At 61.8% G+C, this 25585-nt stretch carries 20 protein-coding genes; 2 read left to right on the top strand and 18 right to left on the bottom strand.

The genetic code is table 11. The features are described 5' to 3' along the window. From JQ845_RS10050 to JQ845_RS09990, 13 genes are read right to left on the bottom strand one after another with little or no spacing between them, the layout of a single operon-like run. Positions 1-1161, bottom strand: a complete 1161-nt coding sequence (locus JQ845_RS10050; protein ID WP_127195716.1) for a sodium:proton antiporter — start codon at positions 1159-1161, stop codon at positions 1-3. Further along, positions 1155-3470: an MMPL family transporter gene (locus tag JQ845_RS10045; RefSeq protein WP_203008943.1), complete on the bottom strand. Its 2316-nt coding sequence runs from the start codon at positions 3468-3470 to the stop codon at positions 1155-1157. Before JQ845_RS10045 ends, JQ845_RS10050 begins: the two co-directional genes overlap by 7 nt. Further along, positions 3460-4107: an outer membrane lipoprotein carrier protein LolA gene (locus JQ845_RS10040; RefSeq protein WP_161719293.1), complete on the bottom strand. Its 648-nt coding sequence runs from the start codon at positions 4105-4107 to the stop codon at positions 3460-3462. Before JQ845_RS10040 ends, JQ845_RS10045 begins: the two co-directional genes overlap by 11 nt. Beyond that, positions 4104-4529, bottom strand: coding sequence for an acyl-CoA thioesterase (locus tag JQ845_RS10035; RefSeq protein WP_203008942.1), 426 nt, complete (start codon positions 4527-4529; stop codon positions 4104-4106). Before JQ845_RS10035 ends, JQ845_RS10040 begins: the two co-directional genes overlap by 4 nt. Continuing rightward, positions 4522-6066, bottom strand: a complete 1545-nt coding sequence (locus tag JQ845_RS10030) for an HAL/PAL/TAL family ammonia-lyase (protein ID WP_010656277.1) — start codon at positions 6064-6066, stop codon at positions 4522-4524. Before JQ845_RS10030 ends, JQ845_RS10035 begins: the two co-directional genes overlap by 8 nt. Beyond that, positions 6047-6985 (bottom strand): LpxL/LpxP family acyltransferase, encoded by a 939-nt coding sequence (locus tag JQ845_RS10025; protein ID WP_003438853.1) that lies wholly within the window; start codon positions 6983-6985, stop codon positions 6047-6049. The genes JQ845_RS10030 and JQ845_RS10025 overlap by 20 nt, the downstream gene beginning before the upstream one ends. Further along, the gene (locus JQ845_RS10020; RefSeq protein ID WP_203008941.1) at positions 6982-7716 is read right to left on the bottom strand and encodes a glycosyltransferase family 2 protein; all 735 of its coding nucleotides are present in this window, start codon (positions 7714-7716) and stop codon (positions 6982-6984) included. Before JQ845_RS10020 ends, JQ845_RS10025 begins: the two co-directional genes overlap by 4 nt. Further along, entirely contained in the window at positions 7709-9418 is a 1710-nt protein-coding gene (locus JQ845_RS10015) for an AMP-binding protein (RefSeq protein ID WP_203008940.1), read from the bottom strand. Before JQ845_RS10015 ends, JQ845_RS10020 begins: the two co-directional genes overlap by 8 nt. Then, positions 9415-9960, bottom strand: coding sequence for a COG4648 family protein (locus JQ845_RS10010; protein WP_202211097.1), 546 nt, complete (start codon positions 9958-9960; stop codon positions 9415-9417). The genes JQ845_RS10015 and JQ845_RS10010 overlap by 4 nt, the downstream gene beginning before the upstream one ends. Beyond that, positions 9957-10211, bottom strand: coding sequence for an acyl carrier protein (locus tag JQ845_RS10005; protein WP_161719299.1), 255 nt, complete (start codon positions 10209-10211; stop codon positions 9957-9959). Before JQ845_RS10005 ends, JQ845_RS10010 begins: the two co-directional genes overlap by 4 nt. Positions 10212-10220: 9 nt before the next feature. After that, entirely contained in the window at positions 10221-10481 is a 261-nt protein-coding gene (locus JQ845_RS10000; RefSeq protein ID WP_003438866.1) for a phosphopantetheine-binding protein, read from the bottom strand. Continuing rightward, complete coding sequence (locus JQ845_RS09995) at positions 10462-11268, bottom strand: lysophospholipid acyltransferase family protein (RefSeq protein ID WP_202211325.1); 807 nt, start codon at positions 11266-11268, stop codon at positions 10462-10464. The genes JQ845_RS10000 and JQ845_RS09995 overlap by 20 nt, the downstream gene beginning before the upstream one ends. Beyond that, the gene (locus JQ845_RS09990; RefSeq protein WP_202211095.1) at positions 11244-11963 is read right to left on the bottom strand and encodes a beta-ketoacyl synthase chain length factor; all 720 of its coding nucleotides are present in this window, start codon (positions 11961-11963) and stop codon (positions 11244-11246) included. Before JQ845_RS09990 ends, JQ845_RS09995 begins: the two co-directional genes overlap by 25 nt. Before the next feature lie 314 nt (positions 11964-12277). Here JQ845_RS09990 and JQ845_RS09985 point away from each other — a divergent pair, with 314 nt between their 5' ends. After that, positions 12278-13051, top strand: a complete 774-nt coding sequence (locus JQ845_RS09985; RefSeq protein ID WP_003438872.1) for a ParA family protein — start codon at positions 12278-12280, stop codon at positions 13049-13051. Here JQ845_RS09985 and trxC read toward each other — a convergent pair. The 4 genes from trxC to JQ845_RS09965 form a co-directional block, all read right to left on the bottom strand. Then, entirely contained in the window at positions 13048-13488 is a 441-nt protein-coding gene (trxC, locus tag JQ845_RS09980; RefSeq protein ID WP_003438874.1) for a thioredoxin TrxC, read from the bottom strand. The two genes, JQ845_RS09985 and trxC, sit on opposite strands and share 4 nt — an antisense overlap. 174 nt (positions 13489-13662) lie before the next feature. Beyond that, positions 13663-15126 carry a protein adenylyltransferase SelO gene (gene selO, locus JQ845_RS09975; protein WP_010656272.1) on the bottom strand — a complete coding sequence of 488 codons (1464 nt, stop codon included), beginning with the start codon at positions 15124-15126 and terminating at the stop codon, positions 13663-13665. 94 nt (positions 15127-15220) lie between these two features. Next, positions 15221-18562: a mechanosensitive channel MscK gene (gene mscK / locus JQ845_RS09970; RefSeq protein WP_203008939.1), complete on the bottom strand. Its 3342-nt coding sequence runs from the start codon at positions 18560-18562 to the stop codon at positions 15221-15223. Between the two features lie 35 nt (positions 18563-18597). Next, on the bottom strand, positions 18598-20340 hold the full coding sequence (locus JQ845_RS09965) for a potassium/proton antiporter (protein ID WP_003438877.1): 1743 nt from the start codon (positions 20338-20340) through the stop codon (positions 18598-18600). 267 nt (positions 20341-20607) lie between these two features. Between JQ845_RS09965 and JQ845_RS09960 the strand changes: the two genes are divergently transcribed. Continuing rightward, positions 20608-21189: a hypothetical protein gene (locus tag JQ845_RS09960; RefSeq protein WP_010656271.1), complete on the top strand. Its 582-nt coding sequence runs from the start codon at positions 20608-20610 to the stop codon at positions 21187-21189. An 80-nt stretch (positions 21190-21269) separates the two neighbouring features. Here the strand turns inward: JQ845_RS09960 and putA are convergent, their stop codons facing one another. Further along, entirely contained in the window at positions 21270-25223 is a 3954-nt protein-coding gene (putA, locus tag JQ845_RS09955) for a trifunctional transcriptional regulator/proline dehydrogenase/L-glutamate gamma-semialdehyde dehydrogenase (RefSeq protein ID WP_160626313.1), read from the bottom strand. Positions 25224-25585: the final 362 nt, after the last annotated feature.

Here is a 25585-nt window from a genome sequence, read left to right as displayed (position 1 = left end):
TTACTGACACACGGGCTCCTTGCCGGGGGGGACGGCAGACTTCACAGGGGTTTTGTTGATGCCCGCCAGCGCCGGTAACAGCGTGGCGATCAGGCCCATCAGCATCAGCGCGAAGTACAGTGCGGGGCTGATGAGCTGTTGTTGCAGCAGCAGGTTGAGAAAGACGATTTCACTCAAGCCGCGAATATTCAGCAGCAGGCTTTCACGCCACTTGCTGGCGCCGGTAAACGAAGGCGTGGCCCAGCTCAAACCCAGCCAGTTGCCCAGCAGCTTGCTGGCCATCGGCAGCAGCAACAGTGCCGCTATCTGCAAGGCGCTGATGCTGTTCAGGGCGCTGTGCAGGTTGATCTGCACAATGCCGAAGGTGAGGATCAACGGCACCGCCAGGCGGGTTTGCAGGCTTTCCAGCCAGGCGGCTTTCAACGGCATCACCAGCGGGACTTTGAGCCACGCCATGCACAACAGGTAACCGACGCCGAAAACCAGCGCATTGAGCCGGTAATGCTCGGCTACCACCAGCAGGGCGAGAAAACCCAGGCTGTAACACAGGGGTTGGCGAATCCGCAGTCCGCGCAGCAACAACGGCAGCAGGGCGCCCGCCAGCGGCAGGAGCAGGCTGCTGAGGTTGAGGCTGCCCTGGGCCAGGCCGAACAGGCTCCAGCAGGTCAGGTCGATCAGGATCGCGCTTTGTACCAGGCGGCGGGCAGCGGCGGGCGGGTAGTCGATATGGCGCAGATACAGATACAGCACCGGGATGGCGGTGATCGCAAACACCAGGCCCACCGCCAGCGAGCTCAGCCAGGGTTGTGCGGGCAGCAGCCACACCGCGCAGGCCAGCCCGCAGACAAAGGGAATGGCAAAACTGGGCAGGGCGATTTTCAGGCTCTGGCGGTCGATGCGCAGGTCAATCACATCACTCAGGATATGCCCCAGCAACAGGGCGAAACTCAGGCTGTACAGGGTTTTCAGCCACCCTGGCGTGACCAGCTGCGCGCCGCTTAGCTGCCAGTGGGGTTCGACCCACAGCAGCATCAGCAGCGGCAAACCGATGGACGCCAACAATAACTGGCTGACAATCGGGATCACCCCGAAGTGGCGGCCCAGCCGGGTGGCCCCGGCAAACAGGGCCAGGGCCATCAGCCAGAACAGCAGGGTCAGCATGGCTTGTGCTCCTGCTTCCCGGCCCATGGCGCGAGGATGAAGCTGAACGCCAGCCCCAGGCTCACCGACAGCCCGAAGTTGCTCACCGCCGGGGTGCTGGATACGGCCAGCAGGCCGAATGACAGCCAGGTAGTCAGTGCCGCCAGCAAGGTGCCAAGCAAACTGACCGCAGCGCCACCAATCTGCTCGCGCATCAGAATGGCGTAATCGACGCTGATGGCCGTCACCAGCAATAAACCGAACAGGCTGAACAGGGTCAGCGGCTGACCCAGCCAGCCAAGGCTGGCCAGGCTGCACAGCGCGGCCAGCAACGGCAGGGCGACGATGCGCAGCGCGCCGCGAAAACCGAATGGCGCGATCAACAGCAGCACGATCAGGACGCAGGACAGCAGCTTCAATTCGGCGGCGCTGATTTGGGTGGCGGCGAACACCCGGTTCAAATCCCCCAGCCGGTCCACCAGTTGCACACCGGGCAGGTCCTGCGCCTGCACCCGCAGCAGACTGGCATTGTTCAACCCTTGCAGGCTGACCATCGCGGCCACGCCCTCGGGGTTGTTACCCAGCCACAGCGGGCGCCACGGTTCGGCCAGCGGCCCGCTCAAGGCATCGTCAATCTGCTGCTCGGGCAAGGCCTGGAGTTGGGCCAGCTCATTTTGCAGGGCAGCCTCGCTGACGCCGAGTTCCAGCAGCGGCTGCCAGTGGTGTGGCAGTTGATCCAGGGCGGCCCGCAGTTGCTGTTGCGCGCCAGGCTGGTTGACCAGTTGGTTGAGCGCCAGATAGCCCTGCAGTTTGCCCATGTTGACCAACTGATCGAGGCGCTCACTGAGGGCGGCCTGGCGCTCCAGCAACTGCTGTTGATTGTCGGCGCGCACCAGAAAAAACTGACTGGTGGGCTGGTAGCCGGTGATTCGCGCAATGGCCTGGGCTTCGGCCATTAACTGCGGCGGTGCGCCGACCCATTGGCGGATGTCGTTCTTGCTGGTCAGTTGCCACAACCCGGCGGCGCAAAACGCCAGCAACAGGGCCAGCAATGCCGGGGTGGGAATCTTTCTGAGCAAGGCTTCACGGATATCCAGCAGGGTTTGCGCAATGCTCAGCGGCCATTGCGCCGGGCGCAGTTCGACACCCTTGAGCAAGGCGGGCAGCAAGCACACGGCGCTCAGATAAGCCCCGACCAGGCCGGCGGCGGAGAAAATGGCGATTTGGGTGAGGGCCGGGAACGGGGTAAAGGCCAGGGCCAGATAACCGATGCAGCTGGTGGCCAGGCTCAGGCTCAACCCGGGCAAGGTCAGGCGCAAGGCGGGCCAGCTGCGCCAGGGTTTCAGGCTCCAGCTTTTGGACAGGTAGTGCAGCGGGTAATCCACTGCCACCCCGATCAGGCTGGAGCCCAGCACCAGTGTCATTACGTGCATGCTGCCAAACCAGGCGACGCAGGCCACGGCGCCAAACAGCATGCCCACCAACACCGGGACAAAGGCCAGCAATACTCGCCAGCGGCGAAAGGCCAACAGCAACAGCAGAAGGATGCCCAGGGTGGCACCGCCGCCGACCCAGGTGATTTCGCGGCTCGCTTGCTGTTGCCCGCTGGCCGCATACAGCAGGCCGCTGGCGGCCAGCAATTGCACATCGTGGCTGGCCGCTTGCTGGCGGCTTTGTTCGAGCAGCCCGGCCACTTGCAGCGGCAGCTGCATGTCAAAGGCATTGCCCAGGGTGCGCGCCCGCAGCAGCACCCAGCTTTTGCCGTCGGCATCGGCGATCAGGGCTCCGCTACCAATATCCAGCTGCACGCTGCCACGGGCCGGCTGACTGTTCTGAATGCGTCCGGTCAGGCCCAGCCAGTCGTCCTGGCTCGGCACCAGACTGAACCCGGTAAAGGGGTCGAACAGCGACTGCACCCGCTGCTGGATGAACGCATCGGGATGCTGGATCAGTTGCGTACGATCAGCTTCGGCCAGCATCGCCAGACGTCCGCGCAGCAGTTGTTGGCGCAGGGCCGGCAGGTCGGCTTGCAGGTTCCACTGCACCTTCTCGAACAGGCCGCTGGCTTGCCAGACTTCGCCCAGTTGCCGGGCAGTGGCGATTGCCTGCTGGCGATCGGCGCTGCCCACCAGTACCAGCATCTCGCGGTTCAGCGGTTCTTGCATGCGCTGTTCGGCGCTCAGTTCCAGGGCGTCCGGCGATTCACCGGGCACCAGTTCCATCAGGTTGGCCGACAGCGGAGCGCCGTGACGCCATTGCCAGGCGGCCAGTGCGAGCACGGCCAGCAGCAGGATCAGAAAGCCACGGGGCAACCAGCGTTCACTGGGCAAAGTCGTGCTGCTCCGCATCGCTCAAGGGTTGATTGCTGACGCTGTTTTGCAGCTTGAGCAAGGTGCTGTCGCCCTGGGTTTCTTGCAGCTCGATGCGTTGCACCAGTTCGCCGCCGTCGATATTGATCCGGGTGAAGATCTGTTTGAGCAGCACTGAACGCGGGGTCAGGGTCAGTTGCCAGTGGCTGGCTTCGCCTTGCAGTTGCAGCTCGAAGTCGCGCTGCAGGCCGCTGCTGTCGCCCTGCAGGACGGCGAGGAACAGCCGGTTCTGCTCGGCTCCGGCGCTCTTGCCGGGGAGCATTTGCCATTCAGAAGCGTTGCGCCGGGCTATGCCCTGGGCGGTGATGCGGTAGTCCTGTTGCAACGGGGTCTTGAGTTGCCAGAGCAGGCCGTGGTCCTTGGCCAGTACAAAAGTACCGGTGCTGATCAGTGGTTTGGGCAGGGCGCGCAGGTGTTTTTCCTGGATGAAATCGCCGTGGATAACCTGTGGCCTGGCCAGCTGTGTGCTGAGTTGTTGCAGGTCGAAGGCCTGGGCTGATGAACATAAAAACATCAGCACAAACCCTGTAGCAGCGAGCTTTTTAAAGCGGCCAGACATCTCGCGAGCCAGCTCGCTGCTACAGGATTTCGGGCTCATGGCAGCACCCTGGCGACGGCTTCGGTAAAGCAGGCGGGCGACGCCAGTTGCATTTCGCGGCTGGCAATTTCCACCGCCACTTGCACGGTGCTGGCCCGGGTCAGGCGTTCGCCGCTGGCCAGGTCGCTGATCAGATAGTTGATCTTCAAGCGGTTCTCCCACTCCACCAGGCTGGCGCGTACATTGATCCGCTGGCCAAAGGTGGCGCCGCGCACATAACGCAGCTGCATGTCGATCACCGGCCAGGCGTAGCCCGCGTTGAGCATGTGGGTGTAGTTGTGGCCGATGTGGTCCAGCAGCGCGCAGCGCGCCACTTCCAGGTATTTGACGTAATGCCCGTGCCACACCACGTGCATGGTATCGATGTCGAAAAACGGCACCAGAATTTCAGTGTCAACGTGCAGAACGCCTTTGCTACGCATGCAGCCTCCAGTGTTGTTGGGCGATCCGGGCCAGGCACAGGCGCAGTTCGGCTTCGAGGGCGCGGTCTTCAACCACGGGCGGGAAGTCTTTGCTCAGTTCGGTGTGCATCGCGGCCAGCGCAGGCGGCAGCGGGCGGGCATCTTCGGCACGACTGCGCAGCCACACGCCCTGATTGGCGGCGAGCAAGGTTGCGGCGGCCACTTGTTCGGTCAGCTCCAGCACGCGGATCGCATCGCGGGCGGCGATGGTGCCCATGCTCACTTTGTCCTGGTTGTGGCACTCGGTGGAGCGTGAGAACACGCTGGCCGGCATGGTGTTTTTCAAGGCCTCGGCGGTCCAGGCGCTGGTGCCGATCTGTACGGCCTTGAAACCATGGTTGAGCATCGCCCGTTGCGCTGTCGCACCCGACAGGTTACTCGGCAGGCCGTGGTTGTAGCGAACGTCCACCAGCAGCGCGAGCTGGCGGTCCAGCAGGTCGGCGACGTTGGCGACCAGGGTCTTGAGGCTGTCCATGGCGAAGGCGATATGGCCGCCGTAGAAGTGACCGCCGTGGAGCACGCGCTCTTCTTCGGCGTCGATGATGGGGTTGTCGTTGGCACTGTTGAGTTCGATCTCGATAAACCCGCGCAGCCAGTTCAGGCTGTCGGCCAGCACCCCCAGGACGTGGGGCGCACAACGCAGCGAGTAGCGGTCTTGCAGGCGATGCAAGGGCGCGGTCGGGGCGTCGATGGCCAGGTCCTGGCGAATCCATGCGGCGACCTGCATTTGCCCCGGATGCGGCTTGGCAGCGAACAGGCGTTCGTCGAAATGCTCGGGGTTGCCCTGCAGCGCGACCACGTTGAGAGCGGTGATGCGGGTCGCCAGTTTGAGCAGGTAATCGGCGCGGGCATAGGCCAGGCACGCCAGGCCGGTCATCACCGCGGTGCCGTTCATCAGCGCCAGCGCTTCCTTGGGTCGCAGTACCAGCGGGGTCCAGCCCAGTTCGCGGTGGACGTCAGCGGCCAGGCGGCGTTCACCGTTGAACAGCACTTCGCGCTCGCCGGACAGGGTCGCGGCGACGTAGGACAGCGGGGTCAGATCACCGCTGGCGCCGACCGAGCCCTCTTCCGGGATCAGCGGCAGGATGTCGTGGGCGATGAAAGCCTGCAGCCGCTCCAGCAGCTCGATCCGTACCCCGGAGACGCCATGGCACAGCGACTGCAGACGCGCCGCCAGCACGGCGCGGGTGGCCTGGGCATCGAGCAGTTTGCCCAGCCCGCAGCCATGGAAGGTATAGAGGTGACGGGGCAGCGCTTCGACATGCTCCAGCGGCACCGCCACCACGCATGAGTCGCCGTAACCGGTGGTCACGCCGTAGATCACGCCTTCCTTGTCCAGCAACGAATCGAGAAAACGCGCGCCTTTGGCGATGCGCTCGCGATACTCGGCGTCGTCTTGCAGGCGGGTCGGCACCTGACGATTGGCCAGCGCCAGCACGTCTTCAATGCGCAACGGGGTTTGGCCGAAGGTTACTGGCTCATGGGGTTGCGTCGTCATCGGTTTTCCAGAAAGGGTAAAAGTTGAACCACTGTTGTGGCGCTTCCAGGCAGTAATGGCCCAGGCGTTCGGCGTAGCGTGTCGTCCAGTCGGCGATGACCTGCTCGCGGTCGCTGCGCCGCCACTGCACGGCGTCGGCGAAGGGTTCGAGGATGACCCGGTAACGGCCTTCGCGTTTCAGGCAAAACAGTAAATTGACCGGGCACTTGAGCAGTCCGGCCAGTAGCCATGGGCCCTGGGGGAAGGGCGCCGGGTGGCCCAGAAAATCGACCCGCACATTGCGCCCGCCATGCAGCGGTACGCGGTCACCGGCGATCGCCAGCCACTCGCCGTTTTCCAGACGCTGACTCAGTTGCAGCATGACCGCCGGGTTGAGTTCGCTGACCTGGATCAGTCGCAGGTTGGTGGCCCCGGCTTCCCCCAGCAGGCGGTTGAATTGCTCGGCGTGCTTGGTGTGCACCAGCACGTTCATGGTGACCTTTTCGCCCAGCTCGGCGAGCGCGCGGCAGACCTCAAGGTTGCCCAGATGCGCCCCCACCAGCATTTGCCCGCGTTCGCCGCGCAGTTGATCGCGCAGGCCGGCCGGGTCGACGATTTCGATGTCGGCAATCTTCAGGCGGCCATTCCACATGTCGAGCTTGTCCAGCAGGGCGTCGGCGAAGGCCATGAATTGCCCGAATACCCGCCTGTGGGAAGGGCCCGGGGCGGTCTGGCCGCTCCAGTCGGCCAGCCGCTGCTGGTAGCACCAGATGCTGCGGCGGGCGCTGCGGCCGAAGACAAAGAAGTACAGCACGATGCCGTACAGCACCGGGGCCAGCAGGCGGCGGCCGAGCAATTTGATGCCGAAGGCGGTGAGTTTCATCAGCCAGAAACTGCCGCGCTCCTTGTGCTCGGCCCAATGCTGTTGTGCTTCGCTCATGCCTGCCAGCGCCTCCAGAGAATGACCGGAAAACGCAGGAGCATGCCGAAGAACAGCCGGGTGTGCATGGCGCTGATCAATGCGTTGTCATGGAACAGGCGAAAGTGCGACAGGCCGTCTTGCGGGTAATGGACCTTGGTCGGCAGCCAGCGCATCGGTTGATTGCGCCACGCCAGACGCACCAGGATTTCTGGGTCGAAGTCCATGCGCCTGCCCAGTCTGGCCGAGTTGATCAGGGCTAGGGTCGGGGTCAGCGGGTAGACCCGGAAACCGCACATCGAGTCGGGAATTTGCAGCGACAGGCTGTTGATCCACACCCAGACATGGGTCAGGTAACGCGCGTACAAACGGCCTTTGGGCACGCTGGCGTCATATTGCGGATACCCGCAAATCAGCGCTTCGGGATTGAGTTGCGAGACCTGGATAAAGGTCGCCACATCACGCAGGTCGTGCTGGCCATCGGCGTCCACCTGCAGGGCGTGGCTAAAGCCCAGGCGCTCGGCTTCGCGCAGGCCGGCCATGACTGCGCCGCCCTTGCCCTGGTTGATCGCCAGGCGGATCAGATGGATGCCCGGGCCTTGCGCCAGTTGTTCCAGGACAGCACCGCACGCGGGGCTGCTGGCATCGTCCACCAGTACGCAGGGCAAGCCGGCAGCGAGCAGCGCTTGGACCACGTCAGGCACGGCAGTTTCGTGGTTGTAAACCGGGATCACGGCGCAGGGGTTATGCATGGGGCGGCTCCTTGATGTCGCTGCTCCCACCGAGGTTGTCATTGGCGGCCCAGACAATGCGCCCGCTGGAGCAGGCGGCGTCGCCATGGCGATAGGCAAAGTGCAATTTACTGCGCTGCGGGTCGAAACCCAGGGTCAGCTCAATCTCGTCGCCGGGGCGCACCAGTTGCTGGAACTTGAGGACTTCCATCCCGCCAAATCGCGGTGGCAGGTCGAGCAGTTGCTGGCCCAGACTGATGGCCCAGTCTATTTGCACCACGCCCGGCAGCACCGGGGTTGTGGGGAAGTGACCGCTAAAGAATGCCAGGTCCGGGGGCACCGCCAGTCTCAGGGTCCAAACACCATCGAGCTGGTTCTGACTCAGGACTTCAGGCTGTTTGGGCCGTGGTGCCAATAACAGTGCATCGACCTGCGCCTGGGCCAGTTTACCCTGGCTGGTGAGCGGCAACTGGCGCAGCAAGCGCCAGCGGCGCGGCAAGGCCAGGGCTTCGCAGTGCTGGCTCAGGTGCTGGCGCAGGGTCTGGGTCAGCGTGCGCCGGCCATGTTCACGCAAGGCAAACAGGCCGCTGTCGCTCAGGACCAGCAAGGCGCCGAGTGACGCCCGGTTTTCCCGCACTACACCCAACCGAGCTTCAAGCACCCAGTCGTGTGCCTCCAGTGCCTGTTCCAGCATTGGCAGGGAGATGCGTTTTTCTTCGAGTTTGACGATGCGGTCCAGGCGTGCGAGCAATTCAAAGCGCCCGTCGGCTTCGATGCGTACCGCATCGGCGCTATGTTCGACATGGCCTGGGGGCAAGTAAGCCGAGGCAATGCACAGGGCCCCGTCTTCGCCCTGGCTGAGTTGTACATCGGCAAAGGGTTGCCACAGGCCCGGGCCCTGACGCCAGGCAATGCCGCCGGTTTCGGAGCTGCCGAAAATTTCCGTAGGCCATTGGCCCAGGCGCTGGTGCAAGGCTTGGGCGGCTTCGGCCGGCAAGGCACCGCCAGAGGAAAATACCCGGCGCACCGGGCTCAGCGCCGGCCAGTCGAGGTTGTCGCCCATGCGCTTGAGCAGCGCAGGGCTGGCAATCCAGGCAAATGCCGGGTGCTCGCGGCTGACGCGCTGCATGTCTTCGGGGAACGCCAGTTGCTGGCGCACAAAGCTGCGGCCGGCACACAGCGGCCAGAGCACCCGGAACAACAGGCCATAGATATGCTGGGCAGCGACGCTGGCGATGATGCAGGCCTCGCCCAGCTCGTTGCCCCACAGTTGCTCCAGGGCCTCAACTTCATTGGCCATCTGGCGCAGGGTTTTGTCGATGCGCTTGGGTTCACCGCTGGAGCCCGAAGTACACAGGCTCAGCCGGCAGGCATCGAGATCGAGCCCGGCGCCGGGCAGGGGGTTTGCATAAAGGGCCTGCAGTTCGCTGCTTTGGGTTATCCACAGGTCAACCTGCGGGTCCCAGCGTTGCCGGGTTTGCGCTTGCAGGTCGGCGGGCAGCAGTACGCTGACGCCGGCCCGCCAGGCACCGAGCAGGGCGACCGCCAGCTCGGCGGCATCTTCCAGGTGCAGCGCAATACGTTGCACGCCGCGCTGTTGCAGCCCGCCCGCCAGGCTCAATGCCTGCCCGCGCAGGGTGTCGTGATCCAGTGCCGGGTCGAAACTGACCGCTCGGCCGCTGTGCCCCTTGAGCAATAGCTGCTCAAGTTTTATCCAGTTCATGCCCTGCCTCTTACTTTTTGTCGTACCAGCCATTCAATGGCAAACAACAGGCCCATCAACCCGTAGGCGATCAGGCCGTTGTACAACGTCCACCAGCTCAGCGGTGCCCACAGGGTCAGGCCGGCTGCGACTAACCCGTTGAACAGAAAAAACAGGCACCAGACTTTGGTCACCTGTCGTGTGTAATGAATTGCGATGGCGGGCAGTTCCGGTTCGCGCAGTCGCGCCAGACGCTCGATCACCGGCGGGCCGAACTTCAGGCTCAGGCCGAACAGGCTGAGCATGAACGTGCTGATCAGTACCGGGTACCAGCGCAGCAGAAGCGGGCTGTTGAACAGCGCCAGCAACCCGCAGAACACCAGTGCCAGAGCGGCCATCCACAGATCGGCCGGGCGTCGTCCGCCGGTCAGAGCGCGTGCCAGCCACAGGCCGCCGAGCAGCAGCGCAAACTGCCACGGGGCGAAACGGGCCATGCCGAAATACACCGCAAAGGGGTACAGCAGGCCGGCCAGCAGCAGTGCCGGGGCAATCAGTCGCCTCATGCGTCCGGGTGAACCAGACGGTAAACCGCTTCAACCACGTCGTTGACGGTACGCACCGATTTGAATTCCTCGGCCGCGATCTTTTTGCCGGTTTTGCGCTTGATATGGTCGATCAGGTCAACGGCGTCGATGCTGTCGATTTCCAGGTCCTGGTACAGGTTGGCGTCCAGGGTGACGCGCTCGGGCTCGAGTTCAAAGAGTTCGACCAGGGAGTCGCGCAGGGTATTGAAAATGTCTTCACGGGTTTGCATGGTTCGGTCTCAGGCAGCCTGTTTGGCGGTGACAAAAGCCGCAAGGCTGGCCACGTTGGAAAAGTGATTGCGCGTGTCTTTGGCGTCGGCGTCTATTTTGATGCCGTAGGTTTTTTGAATCGCCAGGCCCAGTTCCAGGGCGTCGACCGAGTCCAGCCCCAGGCCTTCGCCAAACAGGGTTTGCTCGTCGCCAATATCGCTGACGCTGATGTCTTCCAGACCCAGGGCGTCAATGATCAGCTGTTTGATGTCACGGTTCAGATCGCTCATCTATGGCGAGCTCCTTAATGAAATAGTTATGCACGAAGTCGTTTAGCAGGCGCGACGCTTTGGGCGGCGGGCCAAGTGCGGCAAAGGTTTGTGGATCTATATCGGCCCCGACCCGAAAGCTGAAGTGCATGCGTCGCTTGGGGATCCGATACCAGGGTTCAGCCTTGGTCAGCGAGGTTGGATTGACCGTTATCACCACCGGGGTGAGGATCTTCGCACCCCGCAGCGCAATGGCGGCGGCGCCGCGATGAAAGGCAGGTGCGTGGCCGGGCCGGGTGCGCGTCCCTTCCGGGAAAATAATCAGGGTCTGGCCTTCTTTGAGCGCCCCGGCGGCGTTGTCGAGCATGTCGACACTGCCGTCATTGCTGATGTATTGCGTGGCCCGCACCGGGCTGCGGGTGAACGGGTTTTGCCACAGGCTTTGTTTGACCACGCAGTTGGTGTCGCGCATAAGGCCGATCAAAAACACCACGTCAATAAGCGACGGATGGTTGGCAATGATCATCTGCCCGGGCCGGCCCAGGCGCTCTGCGCCATGGACTTCATAGCTCAGCACGCCGGTGCGCGTCATAAAGCGGATAAACAGCCAGAACAGTCGGCTGACGGTGTAACGCGCACGTTGCCGGTGGCGCACGGCATCGCCGGGCAGGCAACTCAGAAGCGGGAATACCACCAGGCGCAGGCTCAGGCCGCCGAGCCCGAACAGCGTGAAGCTCACCGCGGTGGCAAACAGGCGCCAGTAATATCCGTCGCTGCGCGGGCTCACGGAGTGCGATGCCAGTTCCAGACACGGCTTTTCCAGGCGTGTTGGAACGAGGTGTGCCCGGCGAGCAGGTGACGCAACAGTTCCAGGGCGTGGGGCCAGCGGGTTCGAGGGGCGCCGGGAGGGGCGGCGCTGAGTGACACCTGCCATTGTTCGCCCGGCGTCAGCAGCAGGCCCACGGCATAGGGAAAGGGTACATCGTCGATCCAGCGGGCATAGGCCTCGGGAGGCTGCTCTTCGGTGATCACCAGCAATACGGCGGGGGCGCCCTCATGCAGCAGTGCGCAGGCTTCGATCAGGCCGTGTTCCAGGCCGTCGCCGGCAGCGGCGACGGCTGTCATTTCGCTGGTCTCGCCACGCATGATCGACCACAGGCCAATCACGGCGTTGTGCACCGAGAGGCTAAACTGAGTGGGCGACAGCGGCTGCCCCGCGCCAAGGTCGCTGAGAATGTCGAAGGTGCGCGGGGTTTCGCCGTGACGCGAGACAAACACCAGTGGCAAGGCTTCGAGACCTTCTGCCAGGGGCCAGCCGACGCTGAACGCCATGCGTGCCAGACGGCTGAGGCGACGGCGCTGCATGGCGGGTAGAAACGAGACGTCGGGGGCGCTATTGCTGGCGTCGAGCAGGCGGGGTTGCTGGCTCCAGGCCTGCCAATCGGCCACGCTGTCGAGGCCCGGAGCCCAGGCGCGCCATGCGGCAATATTGAAATTAATCACTGGAGGTCTATCCCGCCCTTGCGGGCTTCCTTGATGCGAAGGTAGGCAGCGATCAATGCGGCACCTATTACAGAGTGGCAGCATTATCCCGGTGCAGTTGGCTCGTAGCAAACATCCCTTGCAGTTTGGGCAGGGTTTTTTCCGCAGTTAGGGAGAGAAGCTGTCTTTTTGCCATTATTGAGCCAGGGATAGTGTTTATGACTTCCAAAACAGAGATATGTTCGCTGGAGTCGTAGCTCATTTCGCTGCAAGGTAGCGAAGCGTCACAAATGACATCTACACTCGGGCACTTATTGATACACGGAGGTTTTGAAATGCGTCGCGTGGTGTTCAATCAAAAGGGTGGTGTGGGCAAGTCCAGCATCGCCTGCAACCTGGCTGCAGTCAGCGCCAGTGAGGGCTATCGCACACTATTGGTGGACCTGGATGCTCAGGCCAACTCCACTCAATACCTTACCGGGCTCACGGGCGAGGACATCCCCATGGGGATCGCCGACTTCTTTAAGCACAGTTTGTCAGCCGGTGTGGGCAGCAAGAAAAACCGGGTCGATATTTACGAAACCCCGTTCGACAACTTGCATGTCATTACCGCCACTTGCGAACTGGCTGACCTGCAACCAAAGCTGGAAGCCAAGCACAAGATCAACAAGTTGCGAAAGTTGCTCGATGAACTGGCCGAAGACTATGACCGGATTTATGTCGATACTCCGCCAGCCTTGAATTTCTATGCCGTATCGGCGCTGATCGCCTGCGATCGGGTACTGATCCCTTTCGACTGTGACAGCTTTTCGCGTCAGGCCCTGTACGGCCTGCTGGCGGAAATCGAAGAGTTGAAAGAAGACCACAATCCAGACTTGCTGGTCGAAGGCATAGTGGTCAACCAGTTCCAGGCCCGTGCCAGCCTGCCCCAGCAAATGCTCGATGAGCTGATTGCTGAAGGCTTGCCCGTGCTGCCGGTGTACCTGAGCAACTCAGTGCGTATGCGCGAATCCCATCAGGCCAGTCAACCGCTGGTCTACTTTGATCCGCGACACAAACTGACCCAGCAATTTGTCGAGTTGCACGACTACCTGGACCAGAACGCTTAAGCGCTGATGCCGTGGCTTTGCAGCCAAGCCTTGAGTTGCTGCAAGGGGAAGGCGCCGCTTTGACGGGCAACCTCCTGGCCGTTTTTGTACAGGATCAGACTGGGGATCGAGCGAATCCCCAGTTGCGTGGCCAATTGCTGATTGGCTTCGCTGTCGAGTTTGGCCAGACGGCATTTCCCCAGCAACTGGCTGGCGGCCTGTTCAAATACGGGCGCAAACGCCTTGCACGGCCCGCACCACTCAGCCCACACATCCACCAATAACGGCAGATCGCCCTTGATCTGACTGCTGTAGTCGGCTTGCTTCAAGTCGAAAGGCCGGGTGAGCAGAATCTCGTTTTTGCAGCGTCCGCACTTTGGCTGTTCGCCCACGCGTGCAGCGGGAATGCGGTTCAGGCCGTTGCAGTGGGGGCAGGGGATGAGTAGCGGGTCTGTCATTTCAAATACTCCGGAATCGGGATGGTTGCAGGTGCCAACCAATCGCTGGCAAGCCAGCTGCCACAGGTCATGTGCATGTCTTTGGAAGGTGCAGTTCAGCAGATGATGTTCTGGCACGCCACTGGCCATGATCTATCTGCACACAATCCGGGGGCAGGGGCATTCCCATGGATTTCATGACGAACAACTGATCTCCAGATGCTTGCCCCATTCGGGCGGGCGTTCGGCATAACCCTGCATGCCCGGTTGTTCGGTGAACGGTTGGGTCAGCACCTGGTGCAGGCGCCGTACTTCGCTGTAGTCCCCCGCTTCAGCCGCATCGATGGCCTTTTGCGCCAGATAGTTGCGCAGGATGTACAGCGGATTCACCCCGTGCATGCGCTCACGCCGGGCGTGTTGATCGTTCACGCCGTCACGCGCCACCCGGTCAACATACTGCGCCGCCCACTCGTCAAAGCCCTTGAGGTCGACAAACTCGTCACGCAGCCGGGCTACGGCCTGTGCAGCGGGCTCATCGCCCAGACGACGGAAGAACAAGCTGTAGTCGATGGCGCTGCCTTGCATGCGCTGCAGCAGGGTTTCGATCAGTTTTTGATCACCCTCTTCAGCGCTGGTCAGACCCAGGCGGCGGCGCATCAGGTCGGTGTAATGGGCCTGGTACAGCGGCAGGAACAGGCCCAGGGTTTCTCGCAGTGCTTCGACACTGATGAACGGCGTCAGCGCCTGGGCCAGTGCACTGAGGTTCCATTGGCCGATGGGCACCTGGTTGCTGAAGGAGTAACGCCCTTCATGGTCGGAATGGTTGCAGATGAAGTTGGCATCGAAGTCGTCGAGGAAGGCGAACGGGCCGAAGTCGAAGGTGATGCCCAGAATCGACATGTTGTCGGTGTTCATCACCCCGTGGCAAAAGCCGTAGGCCTGCCATTTGGCAATCAGTTCGGCGTTGCGCTCGACAATCTCGCGGAACATCGCCAGATACGGCTCCGGCTGCTCCAGGCACTCGGGGAAGTGCAGCGCCAGGACGTGTTCGCCTAGCTGCTTCTGCTGCTCGGGTTGCTTGGTGTAGTAGAAATACTCGAAATGCCCGAAGCGTATGTGGCTCTGCGCCAGACGCAGGACCATGGCCGCGCGCTCCTGTTTCTCGCGCCACACCGGGGTGTCGGAACCGATCACGCACAGGGCACGGCTGCTCGGGATGCCCAGTGCATGCAGCGCTTCGCTGGCGAGGAATTCGCGGATCGATGAACGCAGCACGGCGCGGCCATCGCCCATACGCGACCAGGGTGTCATGCCGGCGCCTTTGAGGTGCAAGTCCCAATGCTCGCCGGCCTGGTTGTATACCTCGCCCAGCAGCAGCCCGCGACCGTCACCCAGGCGCGGGTTGTAGGAACCGAACTGGTGGCCGGAATAGACCATGGCGCGGGGTTCGGCGTCGGCCCACAGGGTGTGGCCGCCAAACAGCCGGGCGAATACCGGGTCCTGGGCGACAGCCGGATCAAGGTCGAGCAGGGCCATGGCCGCATCGCTGGCAACTACCAGGCGTGGCGCGTCGATGGGTTCTGGCAGCACATGGGTCGAAAAGGCGTCACCCAGGCGGGCGAAACGGTTATCGAAGGTCAGTTCGTCGAGGGCTTTCAATGACCGTCTCCAGTGAGAAATGGGGGGCGTGTCGTCTGTAGGAGCGAGCTCTGTGCGGCTATATGGAAAAGCTCGCTCCTGCAGGGGGCAGTGATCAGTCCAGCTTGCCCAGTTGCGGCTTTTGCGGCGGTGGCGGCTCGGGCGGTGCTTCCGGCCCGACCGGTACCAGTTTGTACTCCTGGCCCTGGAGGTTTTTCAGGTACACCTCCATCTGCTGGAACGAGATGTTGATGTGATGGTTCTTGAACTCGCGGTTGATAAAGCGGTTCACTTCGTCGATTACCGGGTTGCGGTCACCCAGGTCCCGCACGTGCATGCGCAGTTCGTGGTCCAGGGTGCTGGCGCCGAAATTGAGGAAGTACACGTGAGGCTCCGGCTCTTTGAGCACTCGCGGGTTTTCCTGGGCGGCCTTGAGCAGCAGGTGTTTCACCAGATCCAGGTCTGAGCCGTAGTCGACACCGAGCTTGAGGGTGACGCGGGTGATGGTGTCGGTCAGCGACCAGTTGATCAGTTGCCCGGTGATGAAGGTCTTGTTCGGGACGATGATGTCCTTGCGGTCGAAGTCGGTGATGGTGGTCGCACGGATGCGAATCTTGCTCACGGTGCCCGACAGGTTGCCGATGGTGATGGTGTCGCCAATGCGCACCGGGCGCTCGAACAGGATCATGATGCCGGAGATAAAGTTGGCGAAGATTTCCTGCATGCCGAACCCCAGGCCCACCGAGAGTGCGGCCACCAGCCATTGCAACTTGTCCCAGCTCACGCCGAGGGTCGACAGGGTCGACACAAAGCCGATGCCGATGATCACGTAGGTCAGCAAGGTGGTGGTGGCATAGGCGCTACCCTGGCCCAGATCGAGCCGCGACAGCACCAGTACTTCAAGCAGGCCGGGCAGGTTGCGCGCCAGTGCAATGCTGATGCCGATGATGATCAGCGCACCGACCATATCGCCAATACTGATGGGCACCATGCTCATGTTGGCACCGGTGCCGCTGGTGTACTCGTAGAGGGTGATGTTGTCGAGGTAGGAAAAGACCGAGATCAGGTCGGCCCACACCCAATACAGCACGCCGATAAAGGCCGCGAGCAAGGCCAGGCGAATCAGGCGTAGCGACTGCTGATTGACCTGTTCGATGTCCAGGGTCGGTTCTTCAATGATGATGTCATTGCCTTCGCCGGCTTCCTTGGCGGCCTGGCGTTTTGCCAGCGCACGCTGATAGGCCAGGCGTCGCGCCGCCACGGCCAGACCGCGAACGAAGGCGGCCTCGACCACCATCCACAGCATCAGCAGGTACAGGGTGTTGATCAGGCGGTCGCTGAGTTTGAGGGCGGTGTAGTAATAGCCAAAGCACACGGCCACAAACAGGGCGATGGGCAGGATGGCAAACAGAAAACCGAGGAATTTGCGCAGCCGATAGGCTTTTTTCTCGGTCTTGTCGTTGAGTAACAGGCGCATCAGCAGCCAGGCCATGGCGGCGTAGCAGCTCAGGACCACGAGAATGCCCAGCACGTCTTCGGCCAGTGCGGCCGGTTGTTGTTCGGCAAAGGCGACCACGGCCACCAGTGCCAGCACCACAAAGCCGAGCTTGCGGATCCAGTTCTGGAGGAATTCAACCAGCGGTTTTTCCCAGCGGAAATGCAGCTCGGCCACGCCGCCGGGGGCCAGGATGCGGTACGCGGTGTAGAACACCAACCAGGCTTCGGCCATTTGAATCAGGGCCGCGCCGGTGTTGCTGTTCATTCCCCGGGCATCAATCTGCAGGGCATAACCGCACAGGGCCAGCGCCAGGGAGACCGGCATCGCCAGCAGGATGTTGATCAGGATCGCCAGTGGCGTGTGCCATTGACTGTCGCGTTTGAAGTGACCGATGTCCTGGTGGATTTTATTCAGCTTGCCGTACAGGTACCTGCGCTTCCACAGCAAGGCCACCATCAGCAGCAAAAATGGCAGGAACAGCAGCGGGCGCTTGGACAAACCCTCGGCGACTTCGCTGAAGCTTGAAGTCCAGGGCAGGGTAATGACCTGCCGCTCCAGTTGCCGTGGCGCACCTTGCAGCCATTCCAGGTCCAGCGGTTTATTGCTGGGGATCCAGAACATCTGCTCATCGAGTGTGGCGCGCAGGCTCTGGGAGGTGCTGAGCAGTTGCTTCTGGTTGAGTTGCAGGGTGATCGACTCGTTGAGCAGCGAGCTCAATTCGCGGTTCAGGCGGTCCAGCAGGTCGCCGCGGGTGTTGACCAGCTCCAGCAGGGTTTTACGCAGTTGCGGGGTTACCTGATCGGCAGGTTGAGTCGACAGCAGGTTGTCGACGTAGGTCGTCGGGTTGCTGATCATCTCGCGCTGCTGATTGATCTCGAACTGATACAGGCGAATATCGGCAATTTCATCCGCCAGGTTTTTGTCCATTTTCTGCAGGCGGGGCAGGGCCTGCTTTTGTTTGTAGAGAATCTTGGACAGCAACAGGCTGCCTTTGAGCACGCTGATCTGTTCATCCAGCGCCTGATCGCTCTGGGTGACGCTATCGAGCAGTTGCTTGGTTTCGAGGTTCTGTTGGGTGACTTCGTTGAGACGGTCGGTGCTGCGTAACAGGTAGTCCGAGAGCTTGAGGTTGATCGCGCTTTCGGTCGCCAGCAGGCTGCTGCTGCCTGATTTTTGCGCTTCGATGGACTGTTCGGTCACGGTCTGCTGGGAGTAGGCCAGACGTTTCTGGTTGATCAGGGTTTGCAGCTCCTGGATTTCCTGATCCTGACGCGTGGTTTTTTCCAGCAATAGATCATGCTGGCTACCGCTCAGGTCTTGCAGCTGGCTGTTGCCCGCCAGTTCCTGACGGCGCAGGGCAATCAATGCGGTGAGCGAAGCGGATTCGGCGTTTAGCTGGTTGCGCTGGTCGGCGTTGAGCAATTTGCCATTGTCGCGACCGAGTTTAAGGATGTTACTGATTTCCTGGATGCGGGTCTGGCTGTTGCTGATTTCAGCCTGGGCCCGCTCCGGCCGGGTTTGCGCCGCGATGCTCTGGCTGTTGGCGCTGGCCAGGGCCTTTTGCAGCTCGCCCTGTTGTGTGGTGCGGTCCGCCAGCATCTGCTCCAGCTGCGGCACGCTCAGGCCACTGTAGCGCTGGGCTACCGGCAGGGGTTTGGTGGCCTTGAGCCGCGCCAGTTCCCGCTGGTTTTCAGTGGTTTGGCGCGGTGCATTGGCCAGCAGTTCTTTGACATCGTTCAGGCGCTGTTCGTAATCGGCTTTGTTGGCCAGCAGACTGAGGGTCTGCTGCAGCACCGTCTGCAAGGCTTTCTGGTCGGCCTCTGGCAGTTTGCGATCAGCTATTTTGTCCAGGCTTTGCTGTACCGCCTCGGCGGAGGGCGGCTCGGCGGCCTGGAGCATCCCGACACTAAGGCTCAGGCCGAGCAGGACTGTTGCGAAAAACGTGCGCAGAGTTGGCATAGATACCGGTCAGACAAGGGGCGAAAAGTTGGAGTTTAGAGGAACAACCCCGGTCCCGGGGCACTTCCTTCGGGGAATCTGACGCCTACTTTGCCTATCTTGTTCCCGTCCATGACGGCCACTGTCCAAATGGTGTTGTTCCACTCCACCTGGTCGCCGACCACCGGAGCGCCGCCGACTTTCTGGGCAATGAAGCTGCTGAGGGGCAGGTCGGGATCGATGCCGTCGAGCTTGAGACCGTACAGCGCCGACACCGCACCCAGCCGGGCGTCGCCTTCGAGCACAAAGTCGCCGAAGAAACGCAGATCCAGGCCTCGGGTCGGCGGCAGGCTGAACAGCTTGCCCAGGGCCGGCAAGTTGTGTTCGTGACCGATCACACAGAGCAGATCGCCGATTTCGAGGGTGGTACTGCCCGACGGATGGAGCAGTTTCTGATCGCGGAACAGGGCAGCGATACGGGTGCCCTCCGGCATTTTCAGTTCCCGCAGGGCGGCACCGATGCACCAGTTTTGTGCGTCGAGCCGGTAAACGAACAGTTCCCACTCACTGGTGGGGTGGACCTCAAGCGCTGCGCGGGACACGGGAGCCAGATCCGGCGGAACCGTGACCTTCAGCAGTTTGGCGACCCAGGGCAGGCTGGTGCCTTGCACCAGAAGGGACACCAGTACGATAAAGAACGCCAGGTTGAAATACAGCTGTGCATTGGGCAAGCCGGCCATCAGCGGGAACACCGCCAGAATGATGGGTACCGCGCCGCGCAGGCCAACCCAGGAGATAAAGGCTTTTTCGCGCCCGTGGAAGGCCTTGAAGGGCAGCAGGCCGACCATCACCGACAGCGGGCGTGCGAACAGAATCATCCACAATGCCAGAGCCAGGGCCGGTACCGCGATGGGCAGCAAGTCGTGGGGGGTGACCAGCAAACCCAGTACCAGGAACATGCCGATCTGGGCCAGCCAGGCCATGCCGTCGAGCATGTGCAAAATGCCGTGGCGGCTGCGAATCGGGCTGTTGCCGATCACCAGGCCGCACAGGTAAACCGCGAGGAAGCCGCTGCCATGCAGGGCGTTGGTCAGGGCGAAGACCACCAGCCCGCCCGCTACCACCAGAATCGGGTACAGGCCGTTGGCCAGATGGATGCGGTTGACCATTTGCAGCAGCAGCCAGCCACCCGCCAGGCCCACCGCGCCGCCGATGGCGAATTCGCGCAGCAAGTTGAGCAGCAGGCTCCAGTGCAGGCTGGTTTCGCCGCTGGCGAGCATGTCGATCAGGGTCACGGTGAGGAACACCGCCATCGGGTCGTTGCTGCCGGACTCGATTTCGAGACTGGCCGAGACCCGTTCGTTCAGGCCTTTGCCGCCCAGTAGCGAGAACACTGCAGCCGCATCGGTGGAGCCGACAATGGCGCCGATCAACAGGCCTTGAATCATGTTCAGGTTGAACAGCCAGGCCGCCATCATGCCGGTCAGGCCGGTGGTGATCATTACCCCGACCGTGGCCAGCGAGAGTGCGGGCCATAACGCCACCCGGAAACTCGAGACCCGGGTGCGCAGGCCGCCGTCGAGCAGGATCACCGCCAGGGCGAGGTTGCCTACCAGATACGCAGTGGGGTAATTGTCGAAAATAATCCCGCCGCCATCGACCCCCGCTGTCATGCCCACCGCAAGGATGATGACCAGAATCGGGATGCCCAGACGCGAGGACAGTGAGCTCACCAGAATGCTTGCACCTACCAGCAACGCGCCGATCAAGAACAGGCTGTTGATGGTCGTCGCATTCAAAGGCAGTACTCCAGGAAACCTACAAGACAGGGCGCAAACGGCTTATGCAGTCTGCGTGCCAGCGATTCTAACCTGCGTTCTTGGCGGGCTGTCAAAAAGGTTTTGCCGGGCATGATTGCGCCAGGGGTTGAGGCGGGCAGGAGCTGATAAATCTTTTACATCCGGCTCAGAGGAACTTGCATACGGAAGAAATGGAAAAGTCCTGCATTTTTTTGGCTGGGCGGGTTGTATCTGTACATCTCTTTTTTATTAAGGAGTGGCACAGTCATGAAACCCACCACTGCGCATAACACGTGTGCGCCGGATGGAAAGCGGGCACTGTTTGACGGCCCGTACCCGCTGTACGTCGTGTCAGTTACCAAGTTTGTACTGTTATATCTTCTGACCGGTGGCGGGTACATTTTCTATTGGTCTTACCGCAACTGGGCGTGCTTCAAAGGTATTGGCGGGGCCCCTATCATGCCGCTCATGCGCGGCCTGTTCTGGCCCTTTTTCATTCTCGAGCTGTTTGACAACATCCAGCGAAGCCTGGATATCAGGGGGCGGGGGTATTTCTGGTATTGCGAGGCCAGAGGGTTGCTGATCATGCTGGTGGTCATGATTTGCATTCTGCTGTCTTTATTCTTTGATCGTCCTTCGGACACGGTTTTTGTGTTGGTGGTGGATGCCGTGCTGATGGCAGGTAGCCTGTTCCTGTTCATCGGCGCCCAGCGCGCAATCAATATATTGGCCGATGACCCGCAGGGCCTGGGTAATCACGGTTTCAGCAGCGGCGATGTGCTGTGGACGCTCTTGGGCGGGATGTGCATGGCGCTGGTGGTTTATATCGTGTTCGCCGTCCGGGCCTGAACGGCCACCCGCAGGTTTATGCAGACATAAAAAAACCGGACCCCTGTGAGGGCGTCCGGTTTTCGCGTTTCAGCCTGCTATCAGCCGATTGTCATCAAGCTTGCGTTACCGCCAGCGGCAGCGGTGTTGACGCTCAGTGCGCGCTCGATCACCAGGCGTTCCAGGGCGATGCTGGTTTCGCCTTGGGACAGACCCTGTACGCCGACGATGGCGCCCGGACGTTTTGCCACTTGCTGGCAGACGTCACGCAGCTGATCGCAGTCGCCGTGATGGACAACGGCGTCGAAGATGACATCGTCCTTGGTCCAGTCAGGCACCAGGGTAATGCGCGCCTTCACTTCTTTTGGCAGGCGTGCAACCAGTGCTTTGGCCAGTTCGCTTTCCGGCAGGACTGCCGAGCTGCCTACGGCCAGGACCGCAGCCAGCTGGGTCAGCAGGTCAGTTTCAACTTCGGCCAGGCACAGTACGTGCTCGCGCGGCAGGATGGCGTAGCTGTTGCGTTCGCCGGTCGGGCCGTTGAGCAGGCGGGTGATGCCGCTTTGCGAGTGAGCCTCGTACTCGGCGCACAGTTCAGCCAGCGCCGCTTGTTGGTTGCTGCTGGCCCAGGCTTGCAGGGCGTGCAGCGGTTTGCTCAGCGCTTCGCGGGCCTGGGTGTCCGGTACGGTGATGGCGTCGACTTTGGCGAACGATTGTTCGATCGCGTTGGCCGGACGGGTCGACAGCAGGCGGTACAGGTACAGCGGGCCGCCGGCTTTCGGGCCGGTGCCGGACAGGCCTTCACCGCCAAAGGGTTGCACGCCGACCACGGCGCCTACGATGTTGCGGTTGACGTAGACGTTACCGGCATTGACGTTGTTGACCACCTTGGCGATGGTTTCGTCGATACGGGTGTGCACGCCCAGCGTCAGACCGTAACCCGAAGCGTTGATCTGTGCGATCAGCTGGTCGATGTCTTTGCGCTTGTAGCGCACCACGTGCAGGACCGGGCCGAAGATTTCGCGTTCCAGCTCGTCAAAGCTTTCCAGCTCAATCAGGGTCGGCATCACGAAGGTGCCGCGTTTGCACTCTTCGATGTCGGCAATGGCCATCTGGTAGACATTGCGCCCTTTATCACGCATGCCCTGGATGTGCTGTTCGATTCCGGCCTTGGCTTCGGCGTCGATCACCGGGCCAATGTCCACGTTCAGACGTTCCGGGTTGCCCATGCGCGATTCGGCCATGGCACCTTTGAGCATTTCGATGACGCGGTCTGCCGAGTCTTCCTGCAGGCACAGTACGCGCAGGGCAGAGCAACGCTGACCGGCGCTGTCGAAGGCCGAGGACACCACGTCGATGACCACTTGTTCGGTGAGTGCCGAGGAGTCGACGATCATGGCGTTCTGGCCGCCGGTTTCGGCGATCAGCGGGATTGGACGGCCCTGGGCATCCAGGCGGCCGGCCACGTTGCGTTGCAGCAAGCGTGCGACTTCGGTGGAGCCGGTGAACATCACACCCTTGACCCGATCGTCACCGACCAGACGGGCACCTACGGTTTCGCCACGGCCCGGCAGCAATTGCAGCACGCCCTCGGGAATACCGGCTTCGAGCAGAATGCGTACCGCCTGGGCAGCCACCAGCGGCGTTTGTTCCGCAGGCTTGGCCAGTACCGGGTTGCCGGCAGCCAGCGCTGCAGCCACCTGGCCGCTGAAGATGGCCAGCGGGAAGTTCCACGGGCTGATGCAGACCACCGGGCCCAGCGGGCGGTGGGCGTCGTTGGTTAGATCGTTGCGTGCCTGCACTGCGTAGTAACGCAGGAAGTCGACCGCTTCACGGACTTCGGCGATGGCGTTGGCGAAGGTCTTGCCGGCTTCACGGGCCAGCAGGCCCATCAGTGGCTGGATCTCGGCTTCCATCAGGTCGGCAGCACGCTCCAGAATCGCCGCGCGCTCGGCGGGCGGGGTGGCCTGCCAGATCGGGGCTGTGCTCAGGGCACACTGGATGGCGTTGTCGGCGTCTTCAATCGTGGCTTCTTGCACGTAACCGACGATGTCACGCAGGTCGGACGGGTTGAGTACCGCTGCAGCCACTTCGTTGCTCGACGGGCAGCCGAGCATTGGCGCGGCTTTCCAGTCGTTATGGGCCGAGGCCAGCAGGGCGCAGGACAGCGACGCCAGACGGTGTTCGTTGGCCATGTCGATGCCGCTGGAGTTGGCGCGTTCGCTACCGTACAGGTCACGCGGCAGCGGGATGCGCGGGTGCGGCAAGCCGAAGCCGCCTTCCGCGGTCGCCATCTGCTCGATCTGGCTCACTGGATCGGCCACCAACTGGTGGATTGAAATCGAGTGGTCGGCGATGCGGTTGACGAACGAGGTGTTCGCGCCGTTTTCCAGCAGGCGACGTACCAGGTACGCCAGCAGGGTTTCGTGGGTGCCGACCGGTGCGTACACGCGGCACGGACGGTTCAGCTTGCCTTCGGAAACCTTGCCTACCACTTGCTCGTACAGAGGTTCGCCCATGCCGTGCAGGCACTGGAACTCGTACTGACCCGGGTAGTAGTTCTGACCGGCGAGGTGGTAGATGGCCGACAGGGTGTGGGCGTTGTGCGTGGCGAACTGCGGGTAGATGGCCTCAGGTACGGCCAGCAGTTTTTTCGCGCAAGCAATGTAGGAAACGTCGGTGTACACCTTGCGGGTGTAGACCGGATAGCCTTCCAGGCCTTCGACCTGGGCGCGCTTGATTTCGCTGTCCCAGTACGCGCCTTTTACCAGGCGGATCATCAGGCGGTGACGGCTGCGGCGTGCCAGGTCGATCACGTAGTCGATCACGTACGGGCAACGCTTCTGGTAAGCCTGGATCACGAACCCGATACCGTTCCAGCCGCTCAGTTGCGGCTCGAAGCACAGACGCTCCAGCAGGTCGAGCGACAGTTCAAGACGGTCGGCTTCTTCGGCGTCGATGTTGAGGCCGATGTCATATTGTTTGGCCAGCAGGGTCAGCGACAGCAGGATCGGGTACAGCTCGTCCATTACGCGTTCGTACTGGGCGCGGCTGTAGCGCGGGTGCAGGGCCGACAGCTTGATCGAAATGCCCGGGCCTTCGTAAATGCCGCGACCGTTGGAGGCTTTGCCGATCGAGTGGATGGCCTGCTCGTAAGACGCGAGGTACTTTTGCGCGTCATGGGCGGTCAGGGCCGCTTCGCCGAGCATGTCGTAGGAATAGCGGAAGCCTTTGGCTTCAAAGCGCGTGGCGTTGGCCAGGGCTTCGGCGATGGTTTCGCCGGTTACAAACTGTTCGCCCATCAGGCGCATGGCCATGTCGACGCCCTTGCGGATCATCGGCTCGCCGCTTTTGCCAATGATGCGGCTCAGGGAGGAGGTCAGGCCTGCTTCGTTATGGGTCGAGACCAGCTTGCCGGTCAGCAGCAAGCCCCAGGTCGCGGCGTTAACGAACAGCGACGGACTGTTGCCCAGGTGCGGGTGCCAGTTGCCGGTGCTGATCTTGTCGCGGATCAGGGCGTCACGGGTGCCTTTGTCCGGGATCCGCAGCAGCGCTTCGGCCAGACACATCAGTGCCACGCCTTCCTGGGACGACAGGGAAAACTCTTGCAGCAGGCCCTGGACGATCCCGGCACGGCCACCGGCGCTCTTCTGATTGCGCAGTTTTTCGGCAATCGAGGCCGCCAGGGTCTGGGTCGCTTCAGCCATTGGCGCGGGCAGGCGGGCCTGCTCCAGCAGCATGGGTACCACTTCCGGTTCCGGACGGCGGTAGGCCGAGGTGATGGCTGCGCGCAACACGGATTGCGGCAGGATGCTTTCTGCGAACTCCAGGAAGCACTGATGCGCGTGATCGGCGTGCGCGTCGTCGGCGTCATCGCTGGTAATGCCAGGGATGCCGCTCAACTCATTCAGGGTTGCACCACCCTCGAGTTTTTCCAGGTAATTGAAGATTGCCTGCTTGATCAGCCAGTGTGGCGTGCGATCAATCGAGGTCGCGGCGGCTTTGAGGCGCTCGCGGGTTGGGTCGTCGAGTTTGACCCCAAGGGTGGTGGTAGCCATATTTTTATCCTCATGGGTGCCACATTTGCGTGGCAGCAGCTGGCGGCAAGATTAGCGCTGCGCTGAAGCAGGTGCAACCTAGTGCAACCCGTTTTCTGTCGGAAAAAATCGGCGGTGTGTCTAACCCGAATGTAGGAGCGAGCTTGCTCGCGAGATCTTGAGGGCTTGTGAGGAAAAACTCGCGAGCAAGCTCGCTCCTGCAGGGTGGGTTGTATTTAGGCAGTAACAGGGACTTCTTGCTCCGAAAAGGAGCAAAAAAGCTCAATTGAGTTGAAAATGCGACAAGGTGCAACTAGGACGGCAAAAACTGGTTGCACCTTATTTGCTTTGTTGCATAGCATCCGCGGTTAAGGTGCAACCTC

The sequence above is a fragment of the Pseudomonas paraversuta genome (assembly GCF_904063065.1).
Taxonomy (GTDB): domain Bacteria; phylum Pseudomonadota; class Gammaproteobacteria; order Pseudomonadales; family Pseudomonadaceae; genus Aquipseudomonas; species Aquipseudomonas paraversuta.
Note: the sequence above shows the minus strand (reverse complement) of the source record. Positions and strands in the feature narration are given on the sequence as shown.

Excerpts from the sequence above, each read along its gene's own strand:
- JQ845_RS10050 (WP_127195716.1), bottom strand. The coding sequence starts at position 1,161 with ATGCTGACCCTGCTGTTCTGGCTGATGGCCCTGGCCCTGTTTGCCGGG.
- putA (WP_160626313.1), bottom strand. The coding sequence starts at position 25,223 with ATGGCTACCACCACCCTTGGGGTCAAACTCGACGACCCAACCCGCGAG.
- JQ845_RS10010 (WP_202211097.1), bottom strand. The coding sequence starts at position 9,960 with ATGAGGCGACTGATTGCCCCGGCACTGCTGCTGGCCGGCCTGCTGTAC.
- mscK (WP_203008939.1), bottom strand. The coding sequence starts at position 18,562 with ATGCCAACTCTGCGCACGTTTTTCGCAACAGTCCTGCTCGGCCTGAGC.
- JQ845_RS09985 (WP_003438872.1), top strand. The coding sequence starts at position 12,278 with ATGCGTCGCGTGGTGTTCAATCAAAAGGGTGGTGTGGGCAAGTCCAGC.
- JQ845_RS09960 (WP_010656271.1), top strand. The coding sequence starts at position 20,608 with ATGAAACCCACCACTGCGCATAACACGTGTGCGCCGGATGGAAAGCGG.
- JQ845_RS10005 (WP_161719299.1), bottom strand. The coding sequence starts at position 10,211 with ATGCAAACCCGTGAAGACATTTTCAATACCCTGCGCGACTCCCTGGTC.
- JQ845_RS10030 (WP_010656277.1), bottom strand. The coding sequence starts at position 6,066 with ATGACGACGCAACCCCATGAGCCAGTAACCTTCGGCCAAACCCCGTTG.
- trxC (WP_003438874.1), bottom strand. The coding sequence starts at position 13,488 with ATGACAGACCCGCTACTCATCCCCTGCCCCCACTGCAACGGCCTGAAC.
- JQ845_RS10040 (WP_161719293.1), bottom strand. The coding sequence starts at position 4,107 with ATGAGCCCGAAATCCTGTAGCAGCGAGCTGGCTCGCGAGATGTCTGGC.
- JQ845_RS10035 (WP_203008942.1), bottom strand. The coding sequence starts at position 4,529 with ATGCGTAGCAAAGGCGTTCTGCACGTTGACACTGAAATTCTGGTGCCG.
- JQ845_RS10015 (WP_203008940.1), bottom strand. The coding sequence starts at position 9,418 with ATGAACTGGATAAAACTTGAGCAGCTATTGCTCAAGGGGCACAGCGGC.
- JQ845_RS10020 (WP_203008941.1), bottom strand. The coding sequence starts at position 7,716 with ATGCATAACCCCTGCGCCGTGATCCCGGTTTACAACCACGAAACTGCC.
- JQ845_RS10000 (WP_003438866.1), bottom strand. The coding sequence starts at position 10,481 with ATGAGCGATCTGAACCGTGACATCAAACAGCTGATCATTGACGCCCTG.
- JQ845_RS10025 (WP_003438853.1), bottom strand. The coding sequence starts at position 6,985 with ATGAGCGAAGCACAACAGCATTGGGCCGAGCACAAGGAGCGCGGCAGT.